The organism is Algoriphagus limi (genome assembly GCF_024919275.1).
In the GTDB taxonomy this organism is placed as follows: Bacteria; Bacteroidota; Bacteroidia; order Cytophagales; family Cyclobacteriaceae; genus Algoriphagus; species Algoriphagus limi.
Genome location: NZ_JANWGH010000002.1, coordinates 823,810 through 848,964, shown reverse-complemented (window position 1 = coordinate 848,964; position 25,155 = coordinate 823,810). Strand labels below are relative to the sequence as shown.

27 protein-coding genes are annotated in these 25,155 nt (G+C 40.2%); 10 read left to right on the top strand and 17 right to left on the bottom strand.

All coding sequences use genetic code 11. The features are described from left to right. Window positions 1–14 precede the first annotated feature (14 nt). Together NY014_RS12120 and NY014_RS12115 are read left to right on the top strand one after the other, a co-directional pair. Complete coding sequence (locus NY014_RS12120; RefSeq protein WP_259414843.1) at window positions 15–2,543, top strand: zinc-dependent metalloprotease; 2,529 nt, start codon at window positions 15–17, stop codon at window positions 2,541–2,543. Between the two features lie 87 nt (window positions 2,544–2,630). Then, window positions 2,631–3,041: a Fur family transcriptional regulator gene (locus NY014_RS12115; protein ID WP_259414842.1), complete on the top strand. Its 411-nt coding sequence runs from the start codon at window positions 2,631–2,633 to the stop codon at window positions 3,039–3,041. On the opposite strand, the gene NY014_RS12110 is transcribed toward NY014_RS12115, so the two are convergent. Beyond that, window positions 3,038–3,262 (bottom strand): hypothetical protein, encoded by a 225-nt coding sequence (locus NY014_RS12110; RefSeq protein WP_259414841.1) that lies wholly within the window; start codon window positions 3,260–3,262, stop codon window positions 3,038–3,040. The genes NY014_RS12115 and NY014_RS12110 overlap by 4 nt on opposite strands. 151 nt (window positions 3,263–3,413) lie before the next feature. Here NY014_RS12110 and NY014_RS12105 point away from each other — a divergent pair, with 151 nt between their 5' ends. Next, window positions 3,414–3,884 (top strand): YcxB family protein, encoded by a 471-nt coding sequence (locus tag NY014_RS12105; protein WP_259414840.1) that lies wholly within the window; start codon window positions 3,414–3,416, stop codon window positions 3,882–3,884. 57 nt (window positions 3,885–3,941) lie between these two features. Here the strand turns inward: NY014_RS12105 and NY014_RS12100 are convergent, their stop codons facing one another. Then, a complete protein-coding gene (locus NY014_RS12100) occupies window positions 3,942–4,442 on the bottom strand; it encodes a fasciclin domain-containing protein (RefSeq protein ID WP_259414839.1) in 501 nt (166 codons plus the stop codon). A gap of 119 nt (window positions 4,443–4,561) precedes the next feature. Here NY014_RS12100 and rlmH point away from each other — a divergent pair, with 119 nt between their 5' ends. Further along, window positions 4,562–5,035, top strand: a complete 474-nt coding sequence (rlmH, locus tag NY014_RS12095) for a 23S rRNA (pseudouridine(1915)-N(3))-methyltransferase RlmH (protein ID WP_259414838.1) — start codon at window positions 4,562–4,564, stop codon at window positions 5,033–5,035. A gap of 198 nt (window positions 5,036–5,233) precedes the next feature. Continuing rightward, entirely contained in the window at window positions 5,234–6,070 is an 837-nt protein-coding gene (locus NY014_RS12090; protein ID WP_259414837.1) for a hypothetical protein, read from the top strand. 243 nt (window positions 6,071–6,313) lie between these two features. On the opposite strand, the gene NY014_RS12085 is transcribed toward NY014_RS12090, so the two are convergent. Further along, complete coding sequence (locus NY014_RS12085) at window positions 6,314–6,826, bottom strand: FKBP-type peptidyl-prolyl cis-trans isomerase (RefSeq protein WP_259414836.1); 513 nt, start codon at window positions 6,824–6,826, stop codon at window positions 6,314–6,316. A 47-nt stretch (window positions 6,827–6,873) separates the two neighbouring features. Here NY014_RS12085 and NY014_RS12080 point away from each other — a divergent pair, with 47 nt between their 5' ends. Next, entirely contained in the window at window positions 6,874–8,094 is a 1,221-nt protein-coding gene (locus tag NY014_RS12080; RefSeq protein ID WP_259414835.1) for an FAD-dependent oxidoreductase, read from the top strand. Next, window positions 8,094–8,939: a glycosyltransferase family 2 protein gene (locus NY014_RS12075; RefSeq protein ID WP_259414834.1), complete on the top strand. Its 846-nt coding sequence runs from the start codon at window positions 8,094–8,096 to the stop codon at window positions 8,937–8,939. The genes NY014_RS12080 and NY014_RS12075 overlap by 1 nt, the downstream gene beginning before the upstream one ends. Here NY014_RS12075 and NY014_RS12070 read toward each other — a convergent pair. Together NY014_RS12070 and NY014_RS12065 are read right to left on the bottom strand one after the other, a co-directional pair. After that, a complete protein-coding gene (locus NY014_RS12070) occupies window positions 8,924–10,618 on the bottom strand; it encodes a capsule assembly Wzi family protein (RefSeq protein ID WP_354003182.1) in 1,695 nt (564 codons plus the stop codon). The genes NY014_RS12075 and NY014_RS12070 overlap by 16 nt on opposite strands. 8 nt (window positions 10,619–10,626) lie before the next feature. After that, the gene (locus NY014_RS12065) at window positions 10,627–11,289 is read right to left on the bottom strand and encodes a hypothetical protein (protein ID WP_259414832.1); all 663 of its coding nucleotides are present in this window, start codon (window positions 11,287–11,289) and stop codon (window positions 10,627–10,629) included. Window positions 11,290–11,418: 129 nt separating this feature from the next. Between NY014_RS12065 and wecB the strand changes: the two genes are divergently transcribed. Beyond that, entirely contained in the window at window positions 11,419–12,513 is a 1,095-nt protein-coding gene (gene wecB / locus NY014_RS12060) for a non-hydrolyzing UDP-N-acetylglucosamine 2-epimerase (RefSeq protein ID WP_259414831.1), read from the top strand. After that, complete coding sequence (locus NY014_RS12055; protein WP_259414830.1) at window positions 12,513–12,998, top strand: cupin domain-containing protein; 486 nt, start codon at window positions 12,513–12,515, stop codon at window positions 12,996–12,998. The genes wecB and NY014_RS12055 overlap by 1 nt, the downstream gene beginning before the upstream one ends. Window positions 12,999–13,002: 4 nt before the next feature. Here NY014_RS12055 and NY014_RS12050 read toward each other — a convergent pair whose 3' ends face one another. The 5 genes from NY014_RS12050 to NY014_RS12030 form a co-directional block, all read right to left on the bottom strand. After that, window positions 13,003–13,896, bottom strand: a complete 894-nt coding sequence (locus NY014_RS12050) for a cation diffusion facilitator family transporter (protein WP_259414829.1) — start codon at window positions 13,894–13,896, stop codon at window positions 13,003–13,005. 153 nt (window positions 13,897–14,049) lie between these two features. After that, window positions 14,050–16,953, bottom strand: a complete 2,904-nt coding sequence (locus NY014_RS12045; RefSeq protein ID WP_259414828.1) for a TonB-dependent receptor — start codon at window positions 16,951–16,953, stop codon at window positions 14,050–14,052. A 61-nt stretch (window positions 16,954–17,014) separates the two neighbouring features. Further along, a complete protein-coding gene (locus NY014_RS12040) occupies window positions 17,015–18,250 on the bottom strand; it encodes a beta-helix domain-containing protein (protein WP_259414827.1) in 1,236 nt (411 codons plus the stop codon). A gap of 186 nt (window positions 18,251–18,436) precedes the next feature. Further along, the gene (locus NY014_RS12035; protein WP_135071693.1) at window positions 18,437–19,408 is read right to left on the bottom strand and encodes an AAA family ATPase; all 972 of its coding nucleotides are present in this window, start codon (window positions 19,406–19,408) and stop codon (window positions 18,437–18,439) included. Window positions 19,409–19,767: 359 nt separating this feature from the next. Further along, window positions 19,768–19,920, bottom strand: a complete 153-nt coding sequence (locus NY014_RS12030) for a hypothetical protein (RefSeq protein ID WP_394345395.1) — start codon at window positions 19,918–19,920, stop codon at window positions 19,768–19,770. A gap of 204 nt (window positions 19,921–20,124) precedes the next feature. On the opposite strand from NY014_RS12030, the gene NY014_RS12025 reads away from it, so the two are divergent. Next, a complete protein-coding gene (locus tag NY014_RS12025) occupies window positions 20,125–20,409 on the top strand; it encodes a hypothetical protein (protein WP_259414826.1) in 285 nt (94 codons plus the stop codon). A gap of 735 nt (window positions 20,410–21,144) precedes the next feature. Here the strand turns inward: NY014_RS12025 and NY014_RS12020 are convergent. The 7 genes from NY014_RS12020 to NY014_RS11990 all read right to left on the bottom strand — a co-directional run bounded on the left by NY014_RS12020 (window position 21,145) and on the right by NY014_RS11990 (window position 25,059). Next, window positions 21,145–21,519 (bottom strand): hypothetical protein, encoded by a 375-nt coding sequence (locus tag NY014_RS12020; protein WP_259414825.1) that lies wholly within the window; start codon window positions 21,517–21,519, stop codon window positions 21,145–21,147. Next, a complete protein-coding gene (locus NY014_RS12015; protein ID WP_259414824.1) occupies window positions 21,516–21,845 on the bottom strand; it encodes a hypothetical protein in 330 nt (109 codons plus the stop codon). Before NY014_RS12015 ends, NY014_RS12020 begins: the two co-directional genes overlap by 4 nt. A gap of 30 nt (window positions 21,846–21,875) precedes the next feature. Beyond that, window positions 21,876–23,051, bottom strand: coding sequence for a hypothetical protein (locus NY014_RS12010; protein ID WP_259414823.1), 1,176 nt, complete (start codon window positions 23,049–23,051; stop codon window positions 21,876–21,878). 436 nt (window positions 23,052–23,487) lie between these two features. Further along, window positions 23,488–24,084 (bottom strand): pseudouridine synthase, encoded by a 597-nt coding sequence (locus NY014_RS12005; protein WP_290427039.1) that lies wholly within the window; start codon window positions 24,082–24,084, stop codon window positions 23,488–23,490. A 9-nt stretch (window positions 24,085–24,093) separates the two neighbouring features. Next, the gene (locus tag NY014_RS12000) at window positions 24,094–24,270 is read right to left on the bottom strand and encodes a hypothetical protein (protein ID WP_259414822.1); all 177 of its coding nucleotides are present in this window, start codon (window positions 24,268–24,270) and stop codon (window positions 24,094–24,096) included. Window positions 24,271–24,445: 175 nt separating this feature from the next. Further along, window positions 24,446–24,796, bottom strand: a complete 351-nt coding sequence (locus NY014_RS11995) for a type II toxin-antitoxin system RelE/ParE family toxin (protein WP_259414821.1) — start codon at window positions 24,794–24,796, stop codon at window positions 24,446–24,448. Then, window positions 24,793–25,059 carry a ribbon-helix-helix domain-containing protein gene (locus tag NY014_RS11990; RefSeq protein WP_259414820.1) on the bottom strand — a complete coding sequence of 89 codons (267 nt, stop codon included), beginning with the start codon at window positions 25,057–25,059 and terminating at the stop codon, window positions 24,793–24,795. The genes NY014_RS11995 and NY014_RS11990 overlap by 4 nt, the downstream gene beginning before the upstream one ends. Between the last annotated feature and the right edge of the window lie 96 nt (window positions 25,060–25,155).

Genomic DNA, 25,155 nt, shown 5'->3' with positions numbered 1-25,155 from the left:
ATAAAATGCTTACTATGAAAAACACAGTACCCAATTTTCTGAGGAGATTTACACTTCTTCTGGGAATCTTAGGTGTCATGTTCTATTCTGAGGACAGTTTTGCTCAAAGAAAAAAGAAAAAAGACGCCAAGGATGCCCCTGCTGCACCTGCACCACGGCCTCAAAATAATGGTGCGAACAAAAAAGGTCCAAAACCTTATAAAGACGTCATCACCAAAGATGCCAAAAGCATGGACGGACTTTTCAAAGTTCACCAAATCGATGACAAATATTTCTATGAGATCCAGGACTCTCTTCTCGGAAGAGACATGTTGATGGTGACCACTATTGCTAAAACTGCTGATGGTATTGGCTACGGTGGTGAAAGAACCAATACCATGATGCTTCGATGGGAAAGAGAAGGGGATATGATTCTCCTAAAGGTTGTATCTGTAAATAACTATGCGGCTGACTCTCTTCCGATTGCTCAGGCGGTGAAAAACTCCAACTTGGAGCCAATTCTTCAAAAGTTTGAAGTGAAATCCAATAGCACTGATTCAACCGGTCTTGTTATCGAGGCTACTGATTTGTTTGCGAAGGATGTTCAAGCTTTAGGCTTACCAAGAAACAGAAGAACTCAATATAGAGTGCAGCGATTGGACTCTGACCGCTCTTATATCAAGCATATTCACACTTACCCTATCAATGTCGAGGCTCGCTATGTGATGACTTATGCGGCTCAAAGCCCACCATCAAACAGCTCGACAGGCTTGATTACTTTGGAAATGAACTCGTCCATGGTTTTGCTTCCAAAGGAGCCGATGATGCAGCGATTGGCTGATCAGCGTGTAGGTTGGTTTAGCAGATCTTATGTAGACTATGGAGCAGACGCTCAAAAAGCACAATCTCGACGATTCCTTGACCGATGGAGACTTGAGGTTAAGCCAGAGGATGTTGAAAAATTCAAGCGAGGTGAATTGGTAGAGCCAGTTAAACCTATAGTTTACTACATCGATCCAGCTACTCCTAAAAAATGGGTTCCTTATCTAAAGCAAGGTGTTGAAGATTGGCAGAAAGCTTTCGAAGCTGCAGGTTTCAAAAACGCGATCATCGCTAAAGAAGCTCCAACCGCTGAAGAAGATCCAACTTGGAGCCCTGAAGATGCGAGATACTCAGTTATCCGTTATTTCGCTTCCGATATTCAAAATGCATATGGACCTCACGTATCAGATCCTCGATCCGGTGAAATCATCGAATCTGATATCGGATGGTATCATAATGTGATGAATCTGTTGAGAAACTGGTATTTCATCCAAACTGCCGCTGTGAACCCTCAAGCTCGTAGTGTACAGTTTGATGATGAGGTAATGGGAAGATTGATTCGATTTGTATCTGCGCACGAAGTAGGACATACACTTGGTCTTCCACACAACTTTGCTTCTTCTAATGCATATCCAGTTGAAAAGCTCCGCGACCCTGAGTTTACTAAAGCAATGGGTACAGCTCCTTCTATCATGGATTATGCTCGATTCAACTATGTGGCTCAGCCAGAAGATGAAGGAGTAAGCTTAATGCCAGATGTAGGCCCTTATGACAAGTATGCTATCATGTGGGGTTACAAGCCAATTCTTGAGGCAAACTCTCCAGAGGAAGAACAGCCAATTTTGGATCAGTGGATCATGGAGAAACAAGGTGATCCAGTTTACCGATATGGCCGTCAGGGCAACCGATACGATCCTACTACTCAAAGCGAAGACTTAGGTGATAACTCTATGCTTGCTTCCGAGTATGGTATCAAAAACCTGAAACGTATCATGCCGAATTTGATGGAATGGACCAAGGAAGAAGACAAGCCATTCAAAGACTTCAGTGATCTGGAAGAAATGTACGGTCAGGTGATTGGTCAGTTCAACCGATACATGGGACATGTTCGTACCCATGTAGGTGGTGTAATGGAAGTTTATAGAGCTGCCGGTCAGGATGTGCCTGTCTACACGCACAATTCCAAGGAAATGCAAAAGTCTGCTGTTGCTTTCCTAAACGAGCATTTGTTCAAGACTCCATCTTGGTTGATGGATGAGGAAATTATCGCACGTACTGGTGACTTTGGAGCCTTGGAAAGAATCCGAAGCCTTCAGGAAGGAACATTGAACAATATCCTAGAATGGGGCCGTCTGGGTAGAGTAATTGAAAATGAAGCAATCAATGGTGATGATGCTTATAAAATCACAGAACTATTTGATGATCTACGCAAAGGAATCTGGACTGAACTAAGCCGTGGTGCTAGCATCGATGTTCATAGAAGATCCTTGCAAAGAGCACACATCGAGCGTTTGGAATTGTTACTTACTGAAGATGAGCCAGAAGTTTCTGCACAGTTCAGAAGATTTGTTGGTCCTCAGATCGACGCTTCTCAGTCAGATATCCGACCAATGGCTCGTGGCGAATTGAAAACGCTTCAGAGACAAATCCGAGCAGCTATCCCAAGAACTTCCGACCGCATGTCAAAAATGCACTTGGAAGATTTGGATGCTCGAATTGATGCAATCTTGGATACTCAGTAAATTCCAAGAAAGATTTAGAAAAAGGGCATCCAATTGGATGCCCTTTTTTCATCTTCTTCCAAATTTGTATTTTGCAAATCTCAAATTATGGTGACTCCCCGCTCAATATTAAAAAGCCACAAGCTCCGCATCACCGATTGCCGGCTGGATATTATTCAGGAGTTTTTGGATAGGCAAGTTGCTTTGGCACATAGTGATTTAGAAGAAAAACTTCAAAATCAATTCGATCGGGTTACCATCTATCGAACCTTAAACACTTTTCTAGAGCAGGACATTATCCACAAGGTTTTGGATGATAGTGGAGCTACCAAATATGCTCTTTGCTCATTCGAAGATGACCATGAGCATGATCACGAGCACGTTCATTTTAAGTGTGAAATTTGTGGGGAAACCACCTGTTTAGATGAAGTTCATCTACCACCCATCAAGCTACCTCAAGGCTATAAAAAAAGGGATATGAGCCTTTTGGTTTTGGGTACTTGCCCAAAGTGCGGCTAACAGTCTACAGGTTCAGGTTTATTTTTTGGGGAATCTACCGGCCAAATTACCCCCGGCGGTAAATCAATTTGAGGGGGATTCTTGTCTTCAATTCCACCATCTCCATCATCTCTCCCGTCTTTTCCTTTTTTCAGGGAATTCTTGGTCATCATCGCCACAAAATAAATGATGATGACGTAGGCAAAGCCTGCTAGGAAAAGATTGATCATCAAGCTACTCATTCCCTCAATAATTTGTCTTAAGATAGTTGATACCAAAATTTAAATCAATGCAAGCGGCTATTTGTTTCCGACTTAACCAATAAGAAGGTCTGATGCTGACTTGCTTTATCCCTCGGATACTTGGATATTTGCGCACTGAAAAATAAAAGTGATGATTATCAAAACTAAAAAATATCAGCTTCCAACCGGAACTTACATTAAAATGGCCCTTGTCAACGTGCTGAAAGAGCAGTGGTGGGTAATTCCGATTGCTTTGGCCATTTGCTGTGGATACTTTTGGATTCCTTCCTTATGGTGGATTTTTGGAGGCTTGTTAGGATATGGTTTGTATGTGCTTTTTTGGGCTATTCAATTTACAGGAGTAACTCAAATGGAGCAAAACAAAGTCATCTTTGAAAAACTGGCTTATGAAATTGACTCACGTCAAATCCTGATGAAGATAAATACCAAGCAAGGGATGCCAGTACAATGGAACATGATCAAAAAGGCTGAAATGGGAAAAGACGCTTTCATCCTATACCTTTCAAAAGCTCAATTTATTCATCTTCCTTTCAAGATTTTTAATTCGGATAATGAGCGAAAGTTTTTAGAAACAATTTTGAAAAGAAAAGAATTGATCTAATCAAAAAAGCCTGTCTACATAATGTAGACAGGCTTTTTTGATTAGAAATTTTTGTTTTTACATCGTTGGCAAAATCACCTTGTCAATCACGTGTACGACACCATTATCTGCTTCGATATCAGCAGCCGTTACAGTCGCATCATTGATCATTGCTTTTCCGTCTTTCAATGTTACAGTGATCTCTCCACCTTGAACGGTTTTCGCTTTTTGGCCATTTTTTAGATCAGATGACATAACTTTACCAGGAACCACGTGGTAAGTCAGGATAGAAACCAGTTTATCTTTATTTTCTGGCTTCAATAAACTTTCTAAAGTTCCAGCAGGCAATGCTGCAAAAGCTTCATTGGTTGGTGCAAATACAGTAAAAGGACCATCTCCCTTCAAAACATCTACTAAGTCACCCGCTTTGACAGCAGCTACAAGGGTAGAAAGGAAGTCAGTATTTACCGCCAAGTCCACAATGTCAGCTTCTACTTCGTGTACTGAAGTGGTTTTTGGTGCAAAAGCGGAGGCAACAAAGAAAAGTGCCATGCTCAGAATTAAAACAGTTTTTTTCATGATAGTAAATTTTGGTTAGTATCATGTCAACAGACTGTTTGTCAGATTGTTTGTCGATTATTTGTATATACATAAATAAATTTGAGCAGTGGTAAACTTGCCTGATAAACCTCATTCTTATGCAAATCAAAATTATCGCTATCGGGAAAACAGATCATCCATCTATTCTTGATCTTCAGGAATTATATACTGATCGGTTAAGTCATTATATCCGAATAGAATGGGAAATCATGCCAGACTTAAAAAACACTAAATCACTCAATCAGAATCAGCAAAAAGCAAAAGAGGGTGAGCTGATTCTTAAGAAAATTAATTCCTCGGATTTTGTTTTGCTTCTAGACGAAAGAGGAAAGTCCTACAGTTCGATGGATTTTGCGGATTTTTTGCAAAGCAAAATGAACAGCGGAATCAAGCAACTTATACTCGTAATCGGAGGACCTTATGGCTTTTCAGAAGAAGTGTACCAAAGAGCCAATTCAAAAATCTCTCTCTCGAAAATGACATTTTCTCATCAAATGATTCGACCATTTTTAGCAGAGCAACTCTATCGGGCGATGACCATTTTACGTGGAGAACCTTATCATCATGAGTAAATAATTATCACAATGTTAACAAACATAACATTGGATTAATCATTTGAAAACCATCTAATTCAACCCAAAATCGAGGAATAGAACCCTATTTCACTGAAAATCAATAATTATTTTGATTTATTGAGCCTAAACGCTTGCATCCAATGTTACCAAATTGTTAACTTTAAATTAACATTCTTAACATTAGGATAGAATTAAATGCAAAAGCGGGTTCTTTTATTTGGTTTGATCAGCCTGTTATCAATTTCAGTGATAGCGCAGGAAGGGTCTATCCAAACTGAAAAGCTTCCTTTTGAATCTCAAACAGAACAAGAATTTTGGAAGAGGGGTCTTACTGAAAATGACCAGCTTTCTCTTTTGATGGCTGTTCGCCCAACTTGTGAAGAACCTTTGGCTAAATGGGAGGAGTTCTTGACCAAATTGGATCAAAAATTTGAAAAGAAAGGAAAGTCTTTGGCCTTCATACGCTATGCTTTCCAAGCTTCCCATCAAAAACTCTTCAAGAAATACGAGCAGCATGCCACTTTCAATCAAATGCTAAGTGAAGGGAAGTTTGATTGTGTGAGTGGAACGGCCGTATTAGGATTACTTTTAGATCGGTATGGATTTGACCATGAAATTATAGAGACCGATTACCATGTTTTCAGCATCGTCAAACTAGATGATAAACCAATCGTATTGGAGAGCACTTTGAAGGTGGGGGGAATGATTACAAGTCAATCTGAGGTGAAAAAATACCTTGATTCCTATAAACCCGAAGAAACAGCTACATACCTTTCTCTCAATCAGCGAATCGGTTCTCCAGATATCGATTATAGTGATAAGACTATTTTTCGGTCCATAAACCTTCGGGAATTGGCAGGCTTGCAATATTACAACGATGCAATTTTTCACTTCAATCGCCAAGCATACCGAATATCAGAGCAGCAATTAGTAAAGGCCTATGAACTTTATCCATCTGAGCGAATCGATGGCTTGCGGGAACTGACCATTGATCAGGCCTATAAAACCTTAGGCATTGATTTGAGAAAATAAAAAAGGCACCAAAATCAATTGGCGCCCTGAAGACTGGATTTAATCACCCCCATAATTTCCCAGCCTGCTTGCTCTTGAATTAGAAAAATTTCCTTTACAACAAGAACACCAAGATAAAGAGTAATAGAGCTACTAGCCGAATAATGGTCAAAATACGGTCCATAGTCATGGTGAACGAATCGCCAAGGTAAACTGGGACTCAAAAATAGACCATACGGCAAATGCCCTATTTTCTACCAGTGCTTAATGGTGATGACCGCCTGGTCCATGCGCATGTCCATGCTCCAATTCTTCTGGTTCCGCATCTCGTACTCCTTCTATTTTTCCCTCGAAGTGTAAATCATAACCTGCAAGAGGTGGGTTGAAATCCATATGAACTCCTAAGTAATCCACTTTGATAATCTCACCCCGCATTTGATTTCCTTGATCATCTTGCATTGGAATGACATTTCCCACTTTGAGAAGATCCCGGTTTTTCTTTCCCTCTTCTTTGAAGTTTGACTTTGGAATAATCACTTTCTTCTCCTCAAAATAGTCTCCATACCCATTCTCAAAGTCAATAAAAACTGAAAAAGTATCACCTGCTTCTTTTCCGACTAGGGCTTCTTCAAGTTTGGGAAGGATGTGTTGATGTCCCATCAAAAAGGCAAAAGGTTGATCGGATGTCACCTCTTCATAAAATTCCATTCCCGTTTCTCCATCATCCACCATCAATCTATAGCTGATGGTGATTACTTTATCTTTTTCTGCTTTCATTATCTAGCTGACTTCAGTATTTTTCTCGAAAATACTAAGTTTTTCAAATGGCCGATTACAAAATTATTGGTGCCGGGATACAGGGTTGTTGTATTGCGTTAGAATTAGCAAATCACGGAAAAAAAGTCACCCTCATAGAAAGAGATAAATCCATATTTAATCGAGCCAGCCTCCGAAATGAAGGTAAAATCCATTTAGGCTTGGTGTATATGAATGACCCTACATTCAAAACCCCTTACTTAATGCTAAAAGGTGCCTTATTATTTCGGAAATCCTTAGAAAGATGGATTAGAAAGGACTCATATAACCTTGGCCTAAGTGAGCCTTTTTATTATTTGGTTGCCAAAGATTCTTTTTTGTCAGCAGATGAATTGGAAGCAGGCTATCAAAAGCTCCAAGATCAGTTTGAAGAATGGAAAATTTTAAATCCAAATTGGGATTACTTGGGAACGCGACCAGAAAAATTATTCCAGAGGAAGCCTCAAAAGCATATTCAAAATATATTCGGAAATGAAGTAGTAGAGGATGGGTTTCAAACAGCCGAACTTGCTGTGGACACTTCAAAGCTAAAAGAACACCTCTCCAAAGCGGTTTATGCGAATAAAAATATCGAAGTACTTCACGAGTCTAAAGTCGATCAAATTGAACAAAAAGGAGATCATTTTCTCCTTTCAATATCTTCCTTTCAGCAATATTTTACCCTTAAGTCAGAGCATGTTATTAATTGTGCTTGGGACGGGAAATATGTTTTGGATCACCAAATGGGCCTTCCTCTTCCTCCCGAACTTTTGCATCGGTTGAAGTACCGGGTAATTGTTTCCTTACCAAAAAAACTAACTAATATGCCTTCTGCGACTATGGTAATTGGAAAATTTGGGGATGTAGTAAATCAGAAAAATAACAAAGCCTATCTAAGCTGGTATCCATCTGCATGTAGAGGATGGAGTCATAATATTGCCCCGCCTGATGATTGGGAAGAGGCAGCACAGGGAAATGTACCATCTCAACTTGCCAATAATCTTTCCTCAGAATTTCTAGATGCAATTGATAAGTGGTATCCGGGAATTTCCGAATCAAAGCCAGAAATCATTGATGCAGGACCAATCGTAGCATATGGAAAAACCGACGTAGATGATTCTCAAAGCTCCCTCCATTTTAGATCGGAATTAGGCTTTAAGAGTGTTGGCAACTATCACTCTATCGAAACAGGGAAATTGACAACTGCCCCTATGATTGCAGTCGATTTTGTTAATTCAATTCTGGAATAATGAATTATCCTAAAGTGGTAGGCTTTGTACCTACTTACAATTCAGAAAAATTTTTGGAAAAAACTCTATTGGCTTTAGCTGCCATCGAATATCCAAACTTCAAAATCATAATAGGTGATGATTGTTCTACTGACAAGACAGTAGAAATTGCTCAGGCCTTTTCATCAAAAGATTCACGTTTTGAAGTTTTAACTAATGACAAAAATCTTGGGTGGCTGAAAAACTCAGAGAAACTTTGGAAGTTAAGTGCAGAGTCTTCTGATTTTTGCTTTACGAATCCACATGACGACCACCCCTATCCCAACTATATCAGCAAGCAAATAGAAGCCTTACTTCAAAATCCTGAAGCCGTTGTCTGTTGTCCTCAAATGAAGAATTCTTATTGGGATGGAAAAATAACCTATTCAAAAATTAGCAATTTTGGACATTCCGAAAAGCTAGAAGAACGAATCTCTGAAATTCTCCAAAGAAAGACCATGTTTTGGTGGGCTGCCTATCATGGATTGCAGCGAAGTTCCACTGTTAAAAAAATCCTCCCAATGAGAGAAACGCCCCTGGTTCATAAGGAATTCACCAAAGACCTGATTTGGTTGATGAAAATGGCCTTTTATGGTCCTTTTGTAACCATTGAAGATTGCTTACTCGAAAAAAATTATTATGAGAACTCAGTATCCCATAAATGGAAACATTCACCAATCAAACGGTTAGGGCTCTGGGCGGGAATATTTCATGAAATAACAACGGCAGACCTTCCTTCACAAACCAAAAGCACCCTCACCAAAATAGTATTTAAGGAATTAATAGGAAAGGGAAAAAGAAGACTGAATTTTCAATTGAACAAATAATTCAAGCCGATCTGGGCAACGAAATTTTTCCGGTCATAGCCAGGAACGAAATATTGATCCGGTTGATTTTCTAAGAACCATTTGTAATTCAGCGTATTTACATATTGGAATCGACCATTTACCATTAGATTACCAATTCGCCAGTCAGCCACCAAAGAAGGAACTAAATCCACATATTTATTTCGGAAATCCTTTGAGGCTTCATAGCGATAGTAATAAAAGTCGTTGTTGTAAACGATCCGCTCCATTTGGAACCCAAGGCGATTCATCCCTCTTACCCATGCAAATTCCACAAAAAGTTGATTGCTTGCCGGTCCATTCCCAACACCTAAAACCTGACCTTGGTGCGTATATCCATGTCTTACATGATCATGAATATACCAAGTTCGGAGCTGACGGATTTCTTCTCGGATTGTCTGCCCAGTTTGGGTCATTTCAGAACTGATCTGAAAATAATTCCCCGGTTTCCCCATTGCCATCAAATGTGAAAAACCAAAGGTAAATGCTCTCCCTTTCTCTGGAGTAATTAGGAAATCATTGAATCGACGACTATTTCCTCTCGTCCCATATTCTCCATAGAATTCAAAATGCCCCTCAGGACTCAACCATCTAAAAAAGCCGGAAGAAAATTGTTGGCGTTTGTCACGAATAGGATCATGAACATTCTCAGGACCTTTTCGGCCATTGAAAATGGGCATAATATCTCCCATCACTTTGACTTCATCCCTGTAGAGATGGTTCGTGGCTCCATATCCCAAAAATAGCCCAGGAACCCATTTAGGCTGATAGGTCAAAACTATACCGGATAAATAGCGATCTCCATTTTCCCGTTTCGGAATATAGACGGGGTTTTCCTGAATGGAATAATCCGAATGAGGCGGAAGAAATTCGGTGGATTTTAAGAAACCACCAATAATTTGCCCTTCAAATGAGCCAATTCTACTTTGGACTGGTTTTCGAGTATTTACCGTGAAATGAAAGAATCCCGGGGCATTATTTCCTAAAAGCAAGGAGTTTCTTCTTCCGGGACCCCACCATAGATTTTCTGTTGAGAATCCAATAGAAAATTCCTCCACATTGAACCTTAAGCTAGACTGTCCTAGGTAAAAACGGTTAAAGGCCTTATCTCCAAATCGCTCGGGGGAGTCTATACGATTGAGGTATTCATAGTAAAATAAAACCGTAGCCTGATGCTCAATGGGAAAACCAATGTAGTCCTTGTTTTGAGCAACAAGAATTTCGGGCTGTAGTTGTAAGGTCCACTTTCCAAACTCAGCATATCCGCCTACGGATAAAATTTGCTGTAATCCTCTATTGGGTATAAAAGCCCCATCATTCACTCCAAAAGCATAGGTGGAATTGTATTGAGCTTTATAGATTGCTGGCAACAAAAGAAATTTCCCCTTTCCCTCTGGACCAAAATTTCTGTGAAAGCGGGATTGATCAAAATCTACGACCGAACTATCCAGATCGAAACCATGCTTGACACCAAAAGCTTCTGTAGGATAAATTGGACGAACCATCCAACTAGAGCTCGAATCCACTCTTCCCAATAATTGGGCTCTACGCAGGTAATCATCCAAAACCGGCATTCCCAAAGGAATGGTCTGGAGAAAAGCCTTTTCTGAAAAACCGAAAAGAAGTAAAAAGAATAAGAAAAGAATCCGTCTTTGTAGCATGTTCTTCATCAGTTTACAACCAAAGCTTCTACCGTTACCCGTGCCAAAGACCAAGATTCATCACAGACTGGATCTGGATTTTCCTCCTGCTTCAATTCACTGTTCCAGAAAATTTTCACCTCATTATTCGTATGTGGAATAATCTCCTCAATTCGATAACGAGTAGTGTAATTGGAAAATGCTCCAAATAAACACAAGCCAGGTAAATTGGTCTGAATAGCTCCACTTTTTGGTGTATTCTGTCTAAAAAAACTATTCGGGAAAGACTGATACAAACAGAAAAGTGACTCGCATGGGGAGTTGGAGAAAGTCGTCCGAAATATTTCTGTATTGTCCAATCCAAAAAACCAATAATCTGGACCCGAAACCCCATCATCTGGATTTCCATCCCAGCTGTCGTGTACCAAAATCTCCGTGGTCACTTTCAACATATTGTGCGTAGGAAGATTTTCGAGCCTAACTGAGACTTCATCATTATGATAAAATCCTGCTACGGTATCCCTTTGAAATATAAAGAGCTTGCCATTTTCGAATCCGGCCAGATCCAATGTGGAAAAGTCATTATCGTACACCACTTCTGAACGCTCCAAGGTATCCGTACAGGCTGTCAATACGACAAAAATTCCTACTACGAAAACCCAATAAGTTCTTCTCCAAAAAGCTGAAATCATGAATTAGAGTAAAATCTATGAATGACAAAGAAACAAAAAAGCAGCCAAAATTAGGGAAGGAATTCAGCGCAAATTATCGGGTACCCTCCACTTAATTTTTTACTTTTGAGGCAAAATTTGATCTGATATATGCCCACTTTTACAATTGTAGCCGGTGCTCGACCTAATTTTATGAAAATCGCACCGATCATCCATCAACTCCAAAAACAAAAAGAGAAGGATCCCGCTATCAATTTTAGGCTCATCCACACTGGACAGCATTATGATAAAAAAATGTCCGGAGACTTTTTCGATCAGTTAAATATCCCCGAACCAGATGCCAATTTGGGTGGAGGGGGAGGAACCCAAGCGGAACAAACTGCGGCCATCATGGTAGCTTTTGAAAAAGAACTGATGGAGAACCCAAGCGACTTGGTCTTGGTGGTGGGCGATGTTACAAGTACACTAGCCTGCTCCATTGCTGCCAAAAAGCTCTGTGTGGATGTGGCTCATGTGGAAGGTGGAATTCGCTCTGGAGACTTGACCATGCCAGAAGAAATCAATCGGATGGTGACCGACTCAATCACCGATCATTTTTTTACTACTTCAGAGATTGCAAATCAAAACCTTCGAAAAAGTGGATTTCCTGAAGAAAAAATTCACTTCGTAGGAAATACCATGATCGATACCCTTTTGGCACAAATGCCAAGATTTGAAAAGCCAGAGGGAGAAATCTTTTCTGATTTGAAACCCGGAGAATATTTTGTGATGACCATGCACCGTCCTGCTAATGTGGATCAGGAGCAAAAGCTTAAAGCCATGATTGATGCAATCTTGGAAGGAACGGGAGGCTTACCAATTATTTTCCCAGTACATCCCCGAACAGCCAAAAATCTTCAAGCTATTGGAATTTTAGCCCCGAATCTTTTTATGTGTGAACCCTTGGGATATTTGCAGTTCAATTACTTGGTAAAACATGCCAAAGGCGTAATCACGGACTCTGGTGGAATTACGGAGGAGGCTTCAGTAATGAATATTCCTTGTATCACTCTTCGAGACAATACTGAAAGACCGGAAACAATCACCCTTGGAACAAACGAATTAGTCGGCACTGATCCAAGCAAACTCAAGCCCTATCTAGAAAAGATCATGGCTGGTCAGTGGAAACAATATCAGGGAATTCCTTTGTGGGATGGAAAAACCGCTGAACGAATCGTGGACATTCTAGTAAAGGCATACGCTTAATGAATTATCCCAACCGCATCGCTTATTTAGTTGATAAACTTGGGATGCTTCCCCACCCGGAGGGAGGGTATTATACTGAAACTTATCGGCATTCTGAAAGTATTCAAACTGACTCGGGTGAGCGGAATCTGAGTACAGTAATTTACTTTTTGCTCACCTCAGAAAATGTATCCAAATTTCACCGAATCAAGAGCGATGAACATTGGTTTTGGCATGAGGGAAGTTCGCTTAATGTTCACCTTTTAAATGAAAAAGGTCATGAAATTTTGCGTTTAGGGCCTGTGGATAATCAGGATTGCCAACCTCAGCAACTCGTTCCAGCGAATACCATTTTTGGAAGTTCGGTAGAAGAATCTGACTCTTATGCTTTGGTTTCTTGTGTGGTGGCTCCTGGATTTGACTTTCGCGATTTCGAGCTTTTCTCCGAAGATGAGCTTTTAAAGGAATATCCAAATGAGTCAGAAATCATTCGAAGACTAACCTAGATTTTTATTCTCCCTCTTCGGAAAATTCACAGCATTCATCCGCAGTCTCCAACTCGATAGTCAAATGCTCAAAGTGATATTTTTTTAAGCAGGATTTAATCTGATTTTTCACCTCCATCAATTCCTTTAGCCCCTCAATTTCTTTGAGCTTGAAATGGGCACTAAAAACATGATGCTCTCCATCAAGGGACCAAATATGCATGTGATGAATGGATTGAATTTGCTTTAAGGATAATAACTCCTCCTCAATTTTCTCGCGATCCACATCCTCAGGATGACCTTGCAAAAAGACCATTAGGGTTTCCCTTAATCTCAACACCACATTGGAAAGAATAAACATGCCGAAACCTAGGGATAAAGCCGGATCGAGATAGGGGATATCCCAGAAATTTAAAATCACAGAAGCTACCAAAATGGCAAACCATCCCAAAACATCCTCCAGTAAATGCCAGGAAACTACCCGTTCATTTAAGGATTTACCATGGCTCATTTTCCACGCAGCAAAACCATTTACCCCAACCCCGATAATCGCAAAAAGCAACATCCCCTGAGGATTGACTTCTTCAGGTTCTATAATTCTACCAATGGCTTCGATGATCACGTAGATCGACCCTACAATCAGGATTAGACTATTGAACAATGCCCCTAATAGAGAAAAGCGTCTATAGCCAAAACTGAAGGTACGAGTGGGCTTTTTCTTGGATTTAGCGTCCAAATACCAAGCTGTTCCCAAGGAAATACTATCTCCTAAATCATGGATAGCATCAGAAACAATCGCTACAGAATTCACATAAAATCCCCCAATCAACTCAAAAATGGTAAAGCCCAAATTCAGCAAAAATGCTGTCTTTAGGTTCTTTCCTGATGAATGGTGATGGTGGTGTGAATGGTCTGCCATAAATCAAAAATGCTTAACAAGCCCTACTTCTATGAATTTGGACAATTCTGGGGAAACAACAAACCAATGATCAGTTGAAAAACAAAAGTTACAACTTAAACAAAAAAGCCGACCCAATTTCTTGAGTCGGCTACTATACCTATGAGCAATCAATTAAAAAGAATAAGAAAAGCTAAAGGAGATTCGAGTACCAGGAGCTAGGTTTGTAAACAACTGATCCTGTGCACCGAATGATCTAAATACTTGCTGTCTCTTGTCATTTAGGATATTGGAAACTCCCAAGCTGGTTTGAACTCTTTCGTCAGCCCCAAAAGACTTATTCAAGTTGAAATTCAAACTATGGAAAGGTACTGTGTAAGTATCCGTACGGTTTCCAAATCCGACATAGTTCAAGGTAGATCCCTGTACATTGTAGAATAAACCTGCTTCAATTCCACTGTTGAAATCCAAGAAGCTCAATCCTGTATTAATAATGAATGGTGCCTGACCTGCCATGTCTCGAGTATCTTTTACTTCTTCCCCTTCACGAGCAGTTAAAGATCGTGAACGGAATTCTGATTCAGACATCTTAATTCGGGACTCAGTCACGGTCACGTTGGTATTCCAGCTAAATTTCTCCAAAGCTGGAGCAATGAATGAAAGCTCTTTTCTGAACTCAAATTCCAAACCTGCAACAGTACCATTTCCTACGTTTCGAGGCTGGAATGCTCCTGGGTCAGAAAGGAACTGAACCATTTCAATTGGCTTATCGAAGGTCTTGTAAAAAGCACTTACAGATAACATCTGTCCTCTTTCCTGGAATGCTTCCCATCTCAAGTCAAAATTATTGATTCGGGTAGGAGTCAAGTTTCCATCCCACAATACTTCAGAACCCCCATTGGTAGTTTCAGGATAAAGACCTCCTACGAAAGTTCTACCAGTAATCGGATCCAAAATTTCAGCATAAGACAATTCCTTAAAGGAAGGTCTTGCGATGGTTCTAGACGCTGAGAATCTCAGATTTTGATTTTGCTTCAGATTGTAAATCAAATTCACAGAAGGAAAGAAGTCAAAATCATCTAACATCTCAACCAAGTCGAATACGATGGTTCCTGTTTGGTTGGTACCTGTGTAATACTGATTGTATTTTTCTACACGAAGTCCCATGATTGCCTTCAATCGATCTGAAGGACTAGCTTCCAATGATCCATATCCTGCTACGTTTGTAAGGATAGACTGGTATTCATTTGGATTGATTGGAATGAAATCCGCATTGTATCGAACACCATTTCTATTTTCGGCAGAAAACAAGTTCTCAGAATCTAGAATTGCATTAGGATCTCCTGTGAATTGCGTGTTACCTGTTGCAAACTGGAAACTTTGGATATTAAAGTCTCGGTATTTGATGACATAATTTCCGCCAAATTTCAACTTGGAATCGCGCTGGAATAGATTCAACTGACGAGTTACATCCAGTTTACCGTTGAGATTGTATTCCTCCAAAGATCTCCAGATTCGGGTAGGAAGACCAACCTCTGTAGAAATGGTATTATTTGGCAATCTGAATCGAGTGAATCGAATATCTGGATCTTCAATAGTAGAAACGGTAGGAGCAAGTTTCCAATTGATCTCCCAATCTCTTCCATTCAAATAATGAGTTCCGTTTAGAAGAACACTAGTCAAACTTCTTTGAGAATACTCCAAGTTGTATTGCTTGGCTTCAAAGTTGGCTCCAAGGTTAGTATTTATGAAGTCAAATTCACCAGCCTTAGATTCACCATTTTGAAGGTGCATCAAATTCAATTTATACTTCGAATTATCAGTTTTCATGGCAATTCCTGCCAATCCACCTACCAACACATTATTGACTCCATAATCACCTTTTTGTCTCTCCAAAGCTTCCAATTCTACTTGAGAAGACTCTCTTGGCTTTGCATACAAGTTGAATTCTGCATCCTGATAGAATTCAGTCTCATTCTTATATGTCAAAGCTAGATTATAACCCCATGTTACTTTAGGTCTTACCAATTGATTACCTAAAGAGAAGCTAAGTCCTAAATCCATTGGAGAGCTTGTTCTAAAACCTCCCAAGGTTTTGTTAAAGTCATTTAGAATTTGTTGGTATTCTAATCCCTTTGGGGAATTTGGATTTCCTACTACATCACCATACTGCGGAATATCTGTTCTTCCACCAGTTGGGATAGCTCTAGTTCCATCATCAAAACCTAACCAGTCGGTTTTTCCACCATCATACCTAAGGTAATTGCTATTGAAATGCATGGATGGATTATATCCACCAGAAATTCCAATTCTAGCAACTTTTTCTTCTGGGAAATCTTTGGTTTCGATATCAACCACACCTCCGGTAAAATCAGCTGGAAGTTCAGCAGTGAAAGACTTAGATACAATGATGTTATCAATCACGTTGGTTGGGAAGATATCCATCTGAATGGTGTTTCGATCTGGATCCAAACCTGGCACGTCTACTCCATTCAATACGGTTTTTGTGTATCGGTCTCCCAAACCTCGAACGTAAACATATTTACCTCCTTCAATGGAAACACCCGTTACACGCTTTACTGCAGATGCAGCATCTCCATCACCGATCTTTCGGAATGTACTCGCAGAAATACCATCCATCAAGTTGGCAGCATTTCTTTTAACAGACATCAAAGCAGATTCGGTAGTTCGGATGGCAGAAGCAGCAATCGTGACCGTTTCCAATTCTGAGGCTTCTTCAGCCATCAAAATATCGTCCAATACTGTCACTTCTCCAGCTGTTACAGTCACTGCGGTTAACTCTACAGTGGTGTAGGACAAATAAGAAATCTGAAGGGTGTAGTTCCCAGGTGCTACTTGAACTTCAAATTTTCCATCGAAATCAGAGATAGCGCCAGTTCCGGTCTCCCGAACCAATACAGAAACTCCAAATAAAGGTTCGCCTGTTGCTTCCTCATAAATGGTTCCACGAATGGTTCCATTTTGAGCAAATACATATCCCACCAAAAACTGGGTTAGGACAATGATAATTAGGGTGAAAATGCTTTTAGTTAGCGATTTTGAATTGTACTTTTTCATACAGCAATTAGTAATGAGAAATGTGACGGAGACCTTGCAAGCTCCGCCACATTCTTTTTTCTTATTGAATTGTTAGAATACCTGCTTCACTTGCCCAAGACCAACCTTGGAAAGCATCCAAGTCAGCTCCAACAGTATTTGCACCTAGGTCCACAGAAGTAGCAAATGCATCTGTTCCACCTTTAAATACTTGGCTTAAGGTCACTCCCTGAGCTAGGGTTACTTGAAGATTTGAGAAGGTCAATACACCATCAGCAAAATTTGCGATAGTCTTATCTCCTGAAAGAGAAAGATCTCCTCTTCCATTTGTATCATCAGGGCTAGAGAAATTGTAGAAATAAATGTTCTCAAAACTTCCTCTTGCGCCGTCACGGAAATCACCGAATTCAGCAACGTCGTTTCCTTTGATAGTTCCGTTCTTTAGTGTATGAGCGACATTGTAAGAACCTTCCGGTCCATCAATTTCCAAAGCGTGATCTGTCTCTCCACCAGTGATTACTACGAAATTGTCTAGCGTTCCAGCCCAGGCTTGGTCAGTATCCAAAGCATCGTCTCCAGCATTCCAAACGATGGCGTTTTTCACGGAAACTGTTCCTCCGAACCACTCGATACCATCATCTTGATTTCCGATGATTTCTACATTTTCGATTACTGTTCCGGATCCCACTCCGCCAAGTGTCAATCCGTTGATCTCGTTTCCTTCACCGATGTTTGCACCACCGTGACGGATAGACACATATCTTAATACCCCGGAGTTGTCCGCATCATTGTCTCCACCGTAAAGACCATTGGTGTCTGATGGTGGAATACCTTCGATTTGAACTTCTGAAATATCTCCAGCAAAAGATCCTCTAGCATAACCCAAAATCAAAAGGCCTCCCCACAAACCAGACAAATCTGGATCAAGGTTAGGAGAAACAATTTGTCCTGGTTCAATTTCGTCTGCGACAGTGGTGAAAATAATCGGGCTACTTGCCGTTCCCAATGCATTGATTTTAGCACCACGAGCGATGATCAAAGCCGAAGCATTTGATCCAGTTCCTACTTCTCCTTTTACAACAACACCTTCTTGAATAGTCAAGGTGTTACCAGCTGTCACGGAAATTCTTCCTGAAAGAACATATGTCTTTCCGGTTTCCCATGTAGTACTGGAAGTGATATTAGAATCAACTACCAATACATTTCCAGAACCATTATTTCCTGGATCAATAATTGGCTTCTCGTTTCCTTCAATACAGGAATAAAAAATAAAGAGCGACCCAAGTAAAAGGTTGGTTAATAGGGTTGTTTTTTTCATGATTATCGTCGTTTTCTAGTTTTTTTCAGTTTCGACGATACAAAAGTGTCTCAATTTGAGATCACAAGAGAATTTTTTGAATTATGCTTTTTTTAAAAATGAATACAGAATTTAATATTGGATTAACAGGAAAAGCATAAAAAAAGGCTTTCCTCTCAGAAAGCCTCTATTTCGGGGGTTATTGTGTTATTTCAATGTTACCGACTTGTTAATCGGCACCTTTTCGAGCAGAATCTTTACCAGGTCTCGCGTATTGATTCCATCAGCTTCCGCTTCATAATTTAGGATTATTCGGTGATTAAGCACATCCTCAGCTACTTCTTTAATATCCTCAGGAAGCACATAATCTCTACCGTCAAAATAAGCTACGGCCTTGGAAGCAAGGTTCAAATTGATACTAGCTCGAGGGGAAACTCCAAACTGAATATACTTCGCCTCATTCTTCAAACCATATTGCTCAGGGAAGCGAGTTGCGAAAACTAGCTCAATAATGTATTGCTCCAGCGGTTCAGCGATTTTGATCCCATTGATCTCATTTCGAATATCAAAGATATCCTGCTTGGAAAGCACGGCATTCACCTCAGAAGTAAATGACATATTAGCCATCCGACGCATAACTTCCATTTCATCGGATTTGCTCGGATAGTCGATATGAACTTTCATCATAAATCGATCGACCTGTGCCTCAGGCAACGGATAAGTACCTTCTTGATCTACCGGGTTTTGCGTAGCCAATACTAAGAAAGGTCTGTCCAACTGGAAGGTAGTCTCTCCGATAGTGACTTGCTTTTCCTGCATAGCTTCCAAAAGCGCCGATTGTACTTTTGCAGGAGATCTGTTGACCTCATCTGCCAAAATCAAATTAGCGAAGATAGGTCCCTTTTTAACTTCAAAATCACCCGTCTGCTGATTGTAAATCATGGTCCCAATCAGATCGGAAGGTAATAGGTCCGGGGTAAACTGAATCCGGTTGAAATCCAAATGCAATACCTTCGCCAAGGTATTTACAGTCAAGGTCTTGGCCAGTCCGGGCACCCCTTCTAACAAAATATGACCGTTGGTAAAGAGTCCAATCAAAAGCCTATTCACCATTTTATCCTGTCCGACAACTACTTTGCGAACTTCCTCTATGACAGCTTGGATTTTATCCTGATACATTTGCCTAGCTATTTTCTTTGAAACTTATAAAAATAGAACAATTTGTCCCAAGCGCAATCTTAATTCTTTGGAGCGGTATTCTCAGCGGGGTAAAGGGATTTTTAGGAATTTTTAAGAGGGAATACCTCTCGCAAAGACGCTACGGCGCAAAGGGTTTTTTGGGATTGAAAGGATAATCCTCCGAAGGTTTTTAAAGAATTTTCTGTTTTCTAAAACTAGGATAAGACCAATCCCTTGGAGGGTTTTATCAAGACTTTTCCTGCTTTTCTAAAATCAGGATAAAAAATCCCTTTGTCTCTTCCTTCTTTGCGGGAGAAAAAATCGTCGGGTGACTTCTTAGTAGCGAACTTGTCTACTTTTTATTTCCTCCGAAATCCACTCAATCCCAAAGCCCGATAAATCTCCTCTTTTTCAATTTCCCGAACTTCACCCACCTGAAAGCCTTCGATGGTCAATTTCTCCACCGACCAGCGAACCAACCGCAAGGTAGGAAAACCCACTGCGGCTGTCACCGCTGGGTCGTGGCGAGCTTTAATCCCCCATCTGAGCGTAGATTATACTCAGTATCTCTGAAGTTCAGTTTGGGCTGGGGCGAATTTGCAATTCGACCCTAATTTCTAACCAATTTGCAATTGGTTTTTCCCTACCCTTTCCCGAGCTCCCCATGGCTTATTTAAATCTGGAACTGAGCGGATTTTACCCCACCCTGCACCTAATTGAACTTCAAAGGTAAAAAGAAGAAACTTTGCCGAGAGGAGGGAGGATTCGGCTACGAAACCCAACTCGTCAAATTCAAAAACGGCAAGGAAATCCGCTGTATCGTCAACTCCAAAACCGAAAACGACCTGATCGTAAAACTGGTCGGCAGCAGCGAGCAAACCCTCTACAAACTTGCCGACATCGCCTCAATCACCCAACTCTCCGAATCCCTGATGCTCACCTTCCCGCTGACCGAACAGGAATTGGTGGATTTGGTGAGTTATTTGGAGGGGTTGGGTTAAAAGATTTAAAAAAATTGGTAGATGAAAAGGAAATAAGATCAATGAAAAACCCAATTAAAAATTGGCAAGGATATTAGGATAGGACAAGGCGTAAAGAAATCATTCGGAGAATGATTTTAGCCTTGTGCAGGCTTGTAGGGTGGGCAAATTTCTACCCAGTCCAAACCATAATTTGACTACGACCAGCAGAGCAATTTTTTTCAATAAGACCTGCTTCTTCTAACTCTTTCTTTAGACCAAAATAGGCTCGTAATTTACCTTCGATTACTAAATCAGTAAGTTTAATATCATTTTACTTAATTGGTGGAGTGGGACTTGAAAAGTCTGAATCCTTAATAACAAATTGATCATCTATACTAAGATCTTCGGATATCCAAGTTATGCTTCTAGATTTGGCCTTGTCCGTACCTCCAATATGCAGGTGAATTTCGTCCCTATTTTGATTTTTTACCCTTGAAAAAATTATTGTGGTATTCCCTTCTTCCACGCCTACTAAAATTTTTTTTGTCAATATTTTTTAATTCAAATCCTATCATGTCTTATTTGTTATGGTTAAGTGCACAATTATCGAAATCCCAGTATCCTTGTGTATTACAATATTGGAGGCAAGTAGAACAAGGAAGATTTTTATATGCATAATCATCAACACATTGCTCAAATAATAGGCGATAGTGTTCATTTATTCCAACATCTTTTTGTTATTCTGCTTCTTAGAAAGCAGGATAAGAGAAACTGCTAGATCAATCCTTTGCTCTTAAGCTTTTTCTCCAAATATTTAAACTGCTTAAATTTCATAGCCAAAATTTCTTCCTCGCTCATTTTTGCCAATACTTCTGCGTAGGGGAGCGGTTTCTCTTTGACTCTGTAAGGACTGATGCTATCAGTTTCTTTTACTTTGATGATAAACTCATCCCCAATCTTGATATTTTTATTCAACCATTCTACGGATTCATCTGACTCAAGATTTAGACCTGTTATACTCACGTTTAGTTCACTTTCAATTCCTTCCTCATCCTTTGTGAAAATAATACTCAAGGAAACCTTGTGGAAGCCAGCAATAATGTAGCTTTCGTTGTCAATAAATTCAAAGCCTAATCTGGTGTTACTCATAGTAGATCAGCGGTTTCTAATTCTTTCTTAAGAGAAAGGAAGGTTTCGATTTCTTTCTTTATCTGGTCTTCGGAATCCTTTTCAGTTTTGCTCTCCACAGGATTTGAAACTTCTTTCACTTCGATAACCGTTATTCGAAACTCATCTTCAGTTTCCAATTTCCATGAACCCCAATTTATACGCTGTTCTGAGTAATTGTTTGAGCCTCGAATATCTAAACTAATCTCTTCCCGATCAGAACTTTTCAACAGGCCAAAAATTAAAAAAATCTTATCTGCACCTACCTCAAGGTCCAAACCGCAACCTACTATTTTAAATCCCAACATGATCTTATCAATTTTTAATTAACTCTATTTCTACAATGGGCACCTATCATTTGGCCATATTCCTTGAGCCCTGCAATTTTCAAGACAAAAAGAACAATCCAACTGTGGGTAATACTTCCTTTGTGCATCACATTCTACGAACTTCTGAATACAAATTTCCAAAGACCTTGATTCATCCCGCTCCCGAGTCATCACCTCATACATACTATAGAGCCAAAGATTAAAGGCAATAGTCCCAATGATCACCTGACCGATGGGAGACCTTTTGACTGTTGTAGTCAGCGTAAAAGTCATCGCTGTCACCACTCCCCCATCAAAATCCGGATTGCCAAAAAAATTGGCGATAAAACCCTGCTCCTCCATGACCACTACCTCCGGCATCAGCCAAGCATCTACCTGAGCGTCATAAGTATAGATCGTACCGTCTGTACTCACAGCCTGCATTCCATCGTAGGGATTGTTTAGGTCATCCTGAGGGTTCAAAGGCCTCAGCCAGTAGGCAATATCCTCAGGATCCAACATTCCGGGGCTGCCCAGATCATCAGACCCCGTTGAGCCCCCAGCCGAACTCCCACCGCCAGATCCGCCGGAGCCTGGAGGAAGATCCCCTCCCGGATTGCTTTCACAGGTTTCTACCTCTGCATACCTTACCTCTGAAATAATACAGTCTCCATTTACACAAGCTGTTGTAAATCCAGTGACAACAATTTCGGTAGTACACCCACTTATCCTACTGTTGGTATTTTCTGTTTGAATGGCTACCCCGTGAAGATACTGGGATTCACTGAAAACTTCCCCGTCCAGTCTAAGTAATTGAATCGTCCCTGAAAAATTCCCAAAGCCTTGTCTTCGTTCCTTCGTCTCCATCCATTCTTTTTCCGGGAGGTACTTGATCAAGTAAGAATTAGTCTCACTGCTTTTCTTAACTACAATCAAATTGGTAAATGCCTCTACATCCTCGGTGATCAATGGAATAGTATAAGTGACCTCACCCTTTACTAAGTCCTCATGACGAAAAGCTTTACTCCAATTGGCCTTATCGAAATATTGATTATCGCCTTCAGCTATTCGGAAACCAAAGGATGAGGGGTTTGACTCTTCCCGAAAGGTTTTTAAAAATTTATCCTTTTGAATGGATGTAAAGGTTCTTTTAACATGGTTCTGTTGTAGTTTTGTCTGAGCATTATTTAGGGAGGTATCCTCCACACAAGAAGAAAATATGAAGGCAATCAATAGTAAAAATAAGGTGTTGCGAAATAACCGCTTCGAATAAGAAGCAAGTTTCAACTCCCTGAGTATCGGGTCAAAAATGAAACCTAAAGATTTGGAATGTGTGTGTGTGTGTGTGTGTTCAAAGGAAAAAGAGTCTTTAATACAACCATTTTTTAAATCATCACTACTAACCTAGTAAGAAAATCTAATTTTTTAAAGACTTTTTTAAAAAATGTGATTTAAGTTTTAGTTTTTGTTATTTAATTATGTTTCAACTCCCCTATCAATACAATCAGTCTAGCTCTAAAGGCAACCAAATGACAGGGGTGACGACTGAAAACCGAACAACTTAAAAAACCTTCGCATCTTCCCCCTTTTCTAAAAGAAAAAATCCTGGCACCGCTGCGTCGTAGTAAGCATAAATCAAAACTTAGCTCCTACGAAAACCAGTCAAGCCTAGGGCTTTGTATATTTCTTCCTTACCCATTTCCCGGACTTCACCCACCTGAAAGCCCTCAATCGTCAACTTCTCCACTGACCAGCGAACTAATCTCAAGGTAGGAAAGCCTACTGCTGCAGTCATCTTGCGTACTTGTCGGTTTTTTCCCTCGATCAAGGTCAAGGCTATCCAAGTATCGGGCACGTTTTTGCGATAGCGGATAGGAGGATTCCGATCTGGCAGGGATGGGATTTCTTCGGGAATTTTAGCGATGGCAGGCTTGGTTGCATACTGTTTTCCGTCCACATTGATCGTCACGCCATTTTCCAACTGGCGCATGGCCTCTTGGTCGGGAATCCCCTCCACCTGCGCCAGGTAAGTCCGCTGATGGGCAAATCGTGGATTCAGCAGTTGGTGATTGAGCTGCTTGTCATCGGTGATAATAAGCAGTCCCTCGCTGTCCTTATCGAGACGACCGACTGGATAGACTGTTTTGGGGAAATGAAAAAGAGAGGCCAGTGTCTGCCCCTCTCCGCTAAATTGGCTCAAAACCCCAAAGGGCTTGTAAATAATGAAATATCGCGCCAAGGTGATGGATTAACTACCGCAACCGATACAATCAATACTGGAATCCATGGGCTTGACACCCTTCAGTTTCATCTCGAGATTGTGGATCTGATCCCGAATTTCCATGTCCTGAAACATGTCTCCTGTCAATTTGCCTTTCAATTCGGCAATCTGTGCTTCGAGTTCTTTGAGTTGTAATTCGCTCATAAAAGTTGTGGTTAAAGGTTGATTGATTGGTTAAAATAGCAATAATGAAACGTAAGTTCTCGATTGCTAATAAAAAAACTGAGACAAAAATGATTCCAATTGAAAATCAGGTGGATAAAAAATTTAATGGAAGTGGTTTCATTTCCCGCAAAGGTTGGAGGGGCAAAGGAAAGACCTACTTCATTGATTTTTTGTAAATTGCTTTAGCCTCTTCGTCCAAGGTAGGCTCTAATTTTTTCAATCGTTCTAATAAATTTATGGAAGTATGCCTTATAGTAAGTACACAAATCGCATCTCCAATTATATCACAGACTAAAAAGTGTTTTTGAACAGGATATACCACAAATCTTGATGATATGGTTTTATTTACCTTCAGAAGACCCTCATTTTCTTTCAACAGATTTAAACAGTCTTCTATACCAAGCAAATACTTTAAGGCTATGGATTCACCCCATTCAGAAATGGAATACTCATAGATTTCCTGAAGATCAAACAGTGCTCTTGAAGTAAGAAGTAGCTTTTTCACTTTTCAAGGTCATTCTGATGCGCCTTCATATCAGCCAATAGATCCCCCGAGAACTCCCTGGTTCGTCCATGGATGACGTCCTGATATCCTTCGATAATTGCTGAACGCAAAGATGACGCTTCCAGACGATCACGCTCATGACGGATAAGGTCCCTCACATACTCACTGGGGGTGGCATACAAAGTACCTTTACCAGATTGACTGTCTATAAACTTCTTCATTTCGTCAGTCAAAGCTATGTTTAAAGATTCCGTCTTTGCCATAATTTAATCTAAAATTGATCATTAAATCTACCAAATACTTCATATAATATCAATATTTGAAGAATTTGAGATTTATATTTTCCTAGGCTTGCAAAG

Excerpts from the sequence above, each read along its gene's own strand:
- NY014_RS12120 (WP_259414843.1), top strand. The coding sequence starts at position 15 with ATGAAAAACACAGTACCCAATTTTCTGAGGAGATTTACACTTCTTCTG.
- NY014_RS12115 (WP_259414842.1), top strand. The coding sequence starts at position 2,631 with ATGGTGACTCCCCGCTCAATATTAAAAAGCCACAAGCTCCGCATCACC.
- NY014_RS12110 (WP_259414841.1), bottom strand. The coding sequence starts at position 3,262 with ATGAGTAGCTTGATGATCAATCTTTTCCTAGCAGGCTTTGCCTACGTC.
- NY014_RS12105 (WP_259414840.1), top strand. The coding sequence starts at position 3,414 with ATGATTATCAAAACTAAAAAATATCAGCTTCCAACCGGAACTTACATT.
- NY014_RS12100 (WP_259414839.1), bottom strand. The coding sequence starts at position 4,442 with ATGAAAAAAACTGTTTTAATTCTGAGCATGGCACTTTTCTTTGTTGCC.
- rlmH (WP_259414838.1), top strand. The coding sequence starts at position 4,562 with ATGCAAATCAAAATTATCGCTATCGGGAAAACAGATCATCCATCTATT.
- NY014_RS12090 (WP_259414837.1), top strand. The coding sequence starts at position 5,234 with ATGCAAAAGCGGGTTCTTTTATTTGGTTTGATCAGCCTGTTATCAATT.
- NY014_RS12085 (WP_259414836.1), bottom strand. The coding sequence starts at position 6,826 with ATGAAAGCAGAAAAAGATAAAGTAATCACCATCAGCTATAGATTGATG.
- NY014_RS12080 (WP_259414835.1), top strand. The coding sequence starts at position 6,874 with ATGGCCGATTACAAAATTATTGGTGCCGGGATACAGGGTTGTTGTATT.
- NY014_RS12075 (WP_259414834.1), top strand. The coding sequence starts at position 8,094 with ATGAATTATCCTAAAGTGGTAGGCTTTGTACCTACTTACAATTCAGAA.
- NY014_RS12070 (WP_354003182.1), bottom strand. The coding sequence starts at position 10,618 with ATGCTACAAAGACGGATTCTTTTCTTATTCTTTTTACTTCTTTTCGGT.
- NY014_RS12065 (WP_259414832.1), bottom strand. The coding sequence starts at position 11,289 with ATGATTTCAGCTTTTTGGAGAAGAACTTATTGGGTTTTCGTAGTAGGA.
- wecB (WP_259414831.1), top strand. The coding sequence starts at position 11,419 with ATGCCCACTTTTACAATTGTAGCCGGTGCTCGACCTAATTTTATGAAA.
- NY014_RS12055 (WP_259414830.1), top strand. The coding sequence starts at position 12,513 with ATGAATTATCCCAACCGCATCGCTTATTTAGTTGATAAACTTGGGATG.
- NY014_RS12050 (WP_259414829.1), bottom strand. The coding sequence starts at position 13,896 with ATGGCAGACCATTCACACCACCATCACCATTCATCAGGAAAGAACCTA.
- NY014_RS12045 (WP_259414828.1), bottom strand. The coding sequence starts at position 16,953 with ATGAAAAAGTACAATTCAAAATCGCTAACTAAAAGCATTTTCACCCTA.
- NY014_RS12040 (WP_259414827.1), bottom strand. The coding sequence starts at position 18,250 with ATGAAAAAAACAACCCTATTAACCAACCTTTTACTTGGGTCGCTCTTT.
- NY014_RS12035 (WP_135071693.1), bottom strand. The coding sequence starts at position 19,408 with ATGTATCAGGATAAAATCCAAGCTGTCATAGAGGAAGTTCGCAAAGTA.
- NY014_RS12020 (WP_259414825.1), bottom strand. The coding sequence starts at position 21,519 with ATGAGTAACACCAGATTAGGCTTTGAATTTATTGACAACGAAAGCTAC.
- NY014_RS12015 (WP_259414824.1), bottom strand. The coding sequence starts at position 21,845 with ATGTTGGGATTTAAAATAGTAGGTTGCGGTTTGGACCTTGAGGTAGGT.
- NY014_RS12000 (WP_259414822.1), bottom strand. The coding sequence starts at position 24,270 with ATGAGCGAATTACAACTCAAAGAACTCGAAGCACAGATTGCCGAATTG.
- NY014_RS11990 (WP_259414820.1), bottom strand. The coding sequence starts at position 25,059 with ATGGCAAAGACGGAATCTTTAAACATAGCTTTGACTGACGAAATGAAG.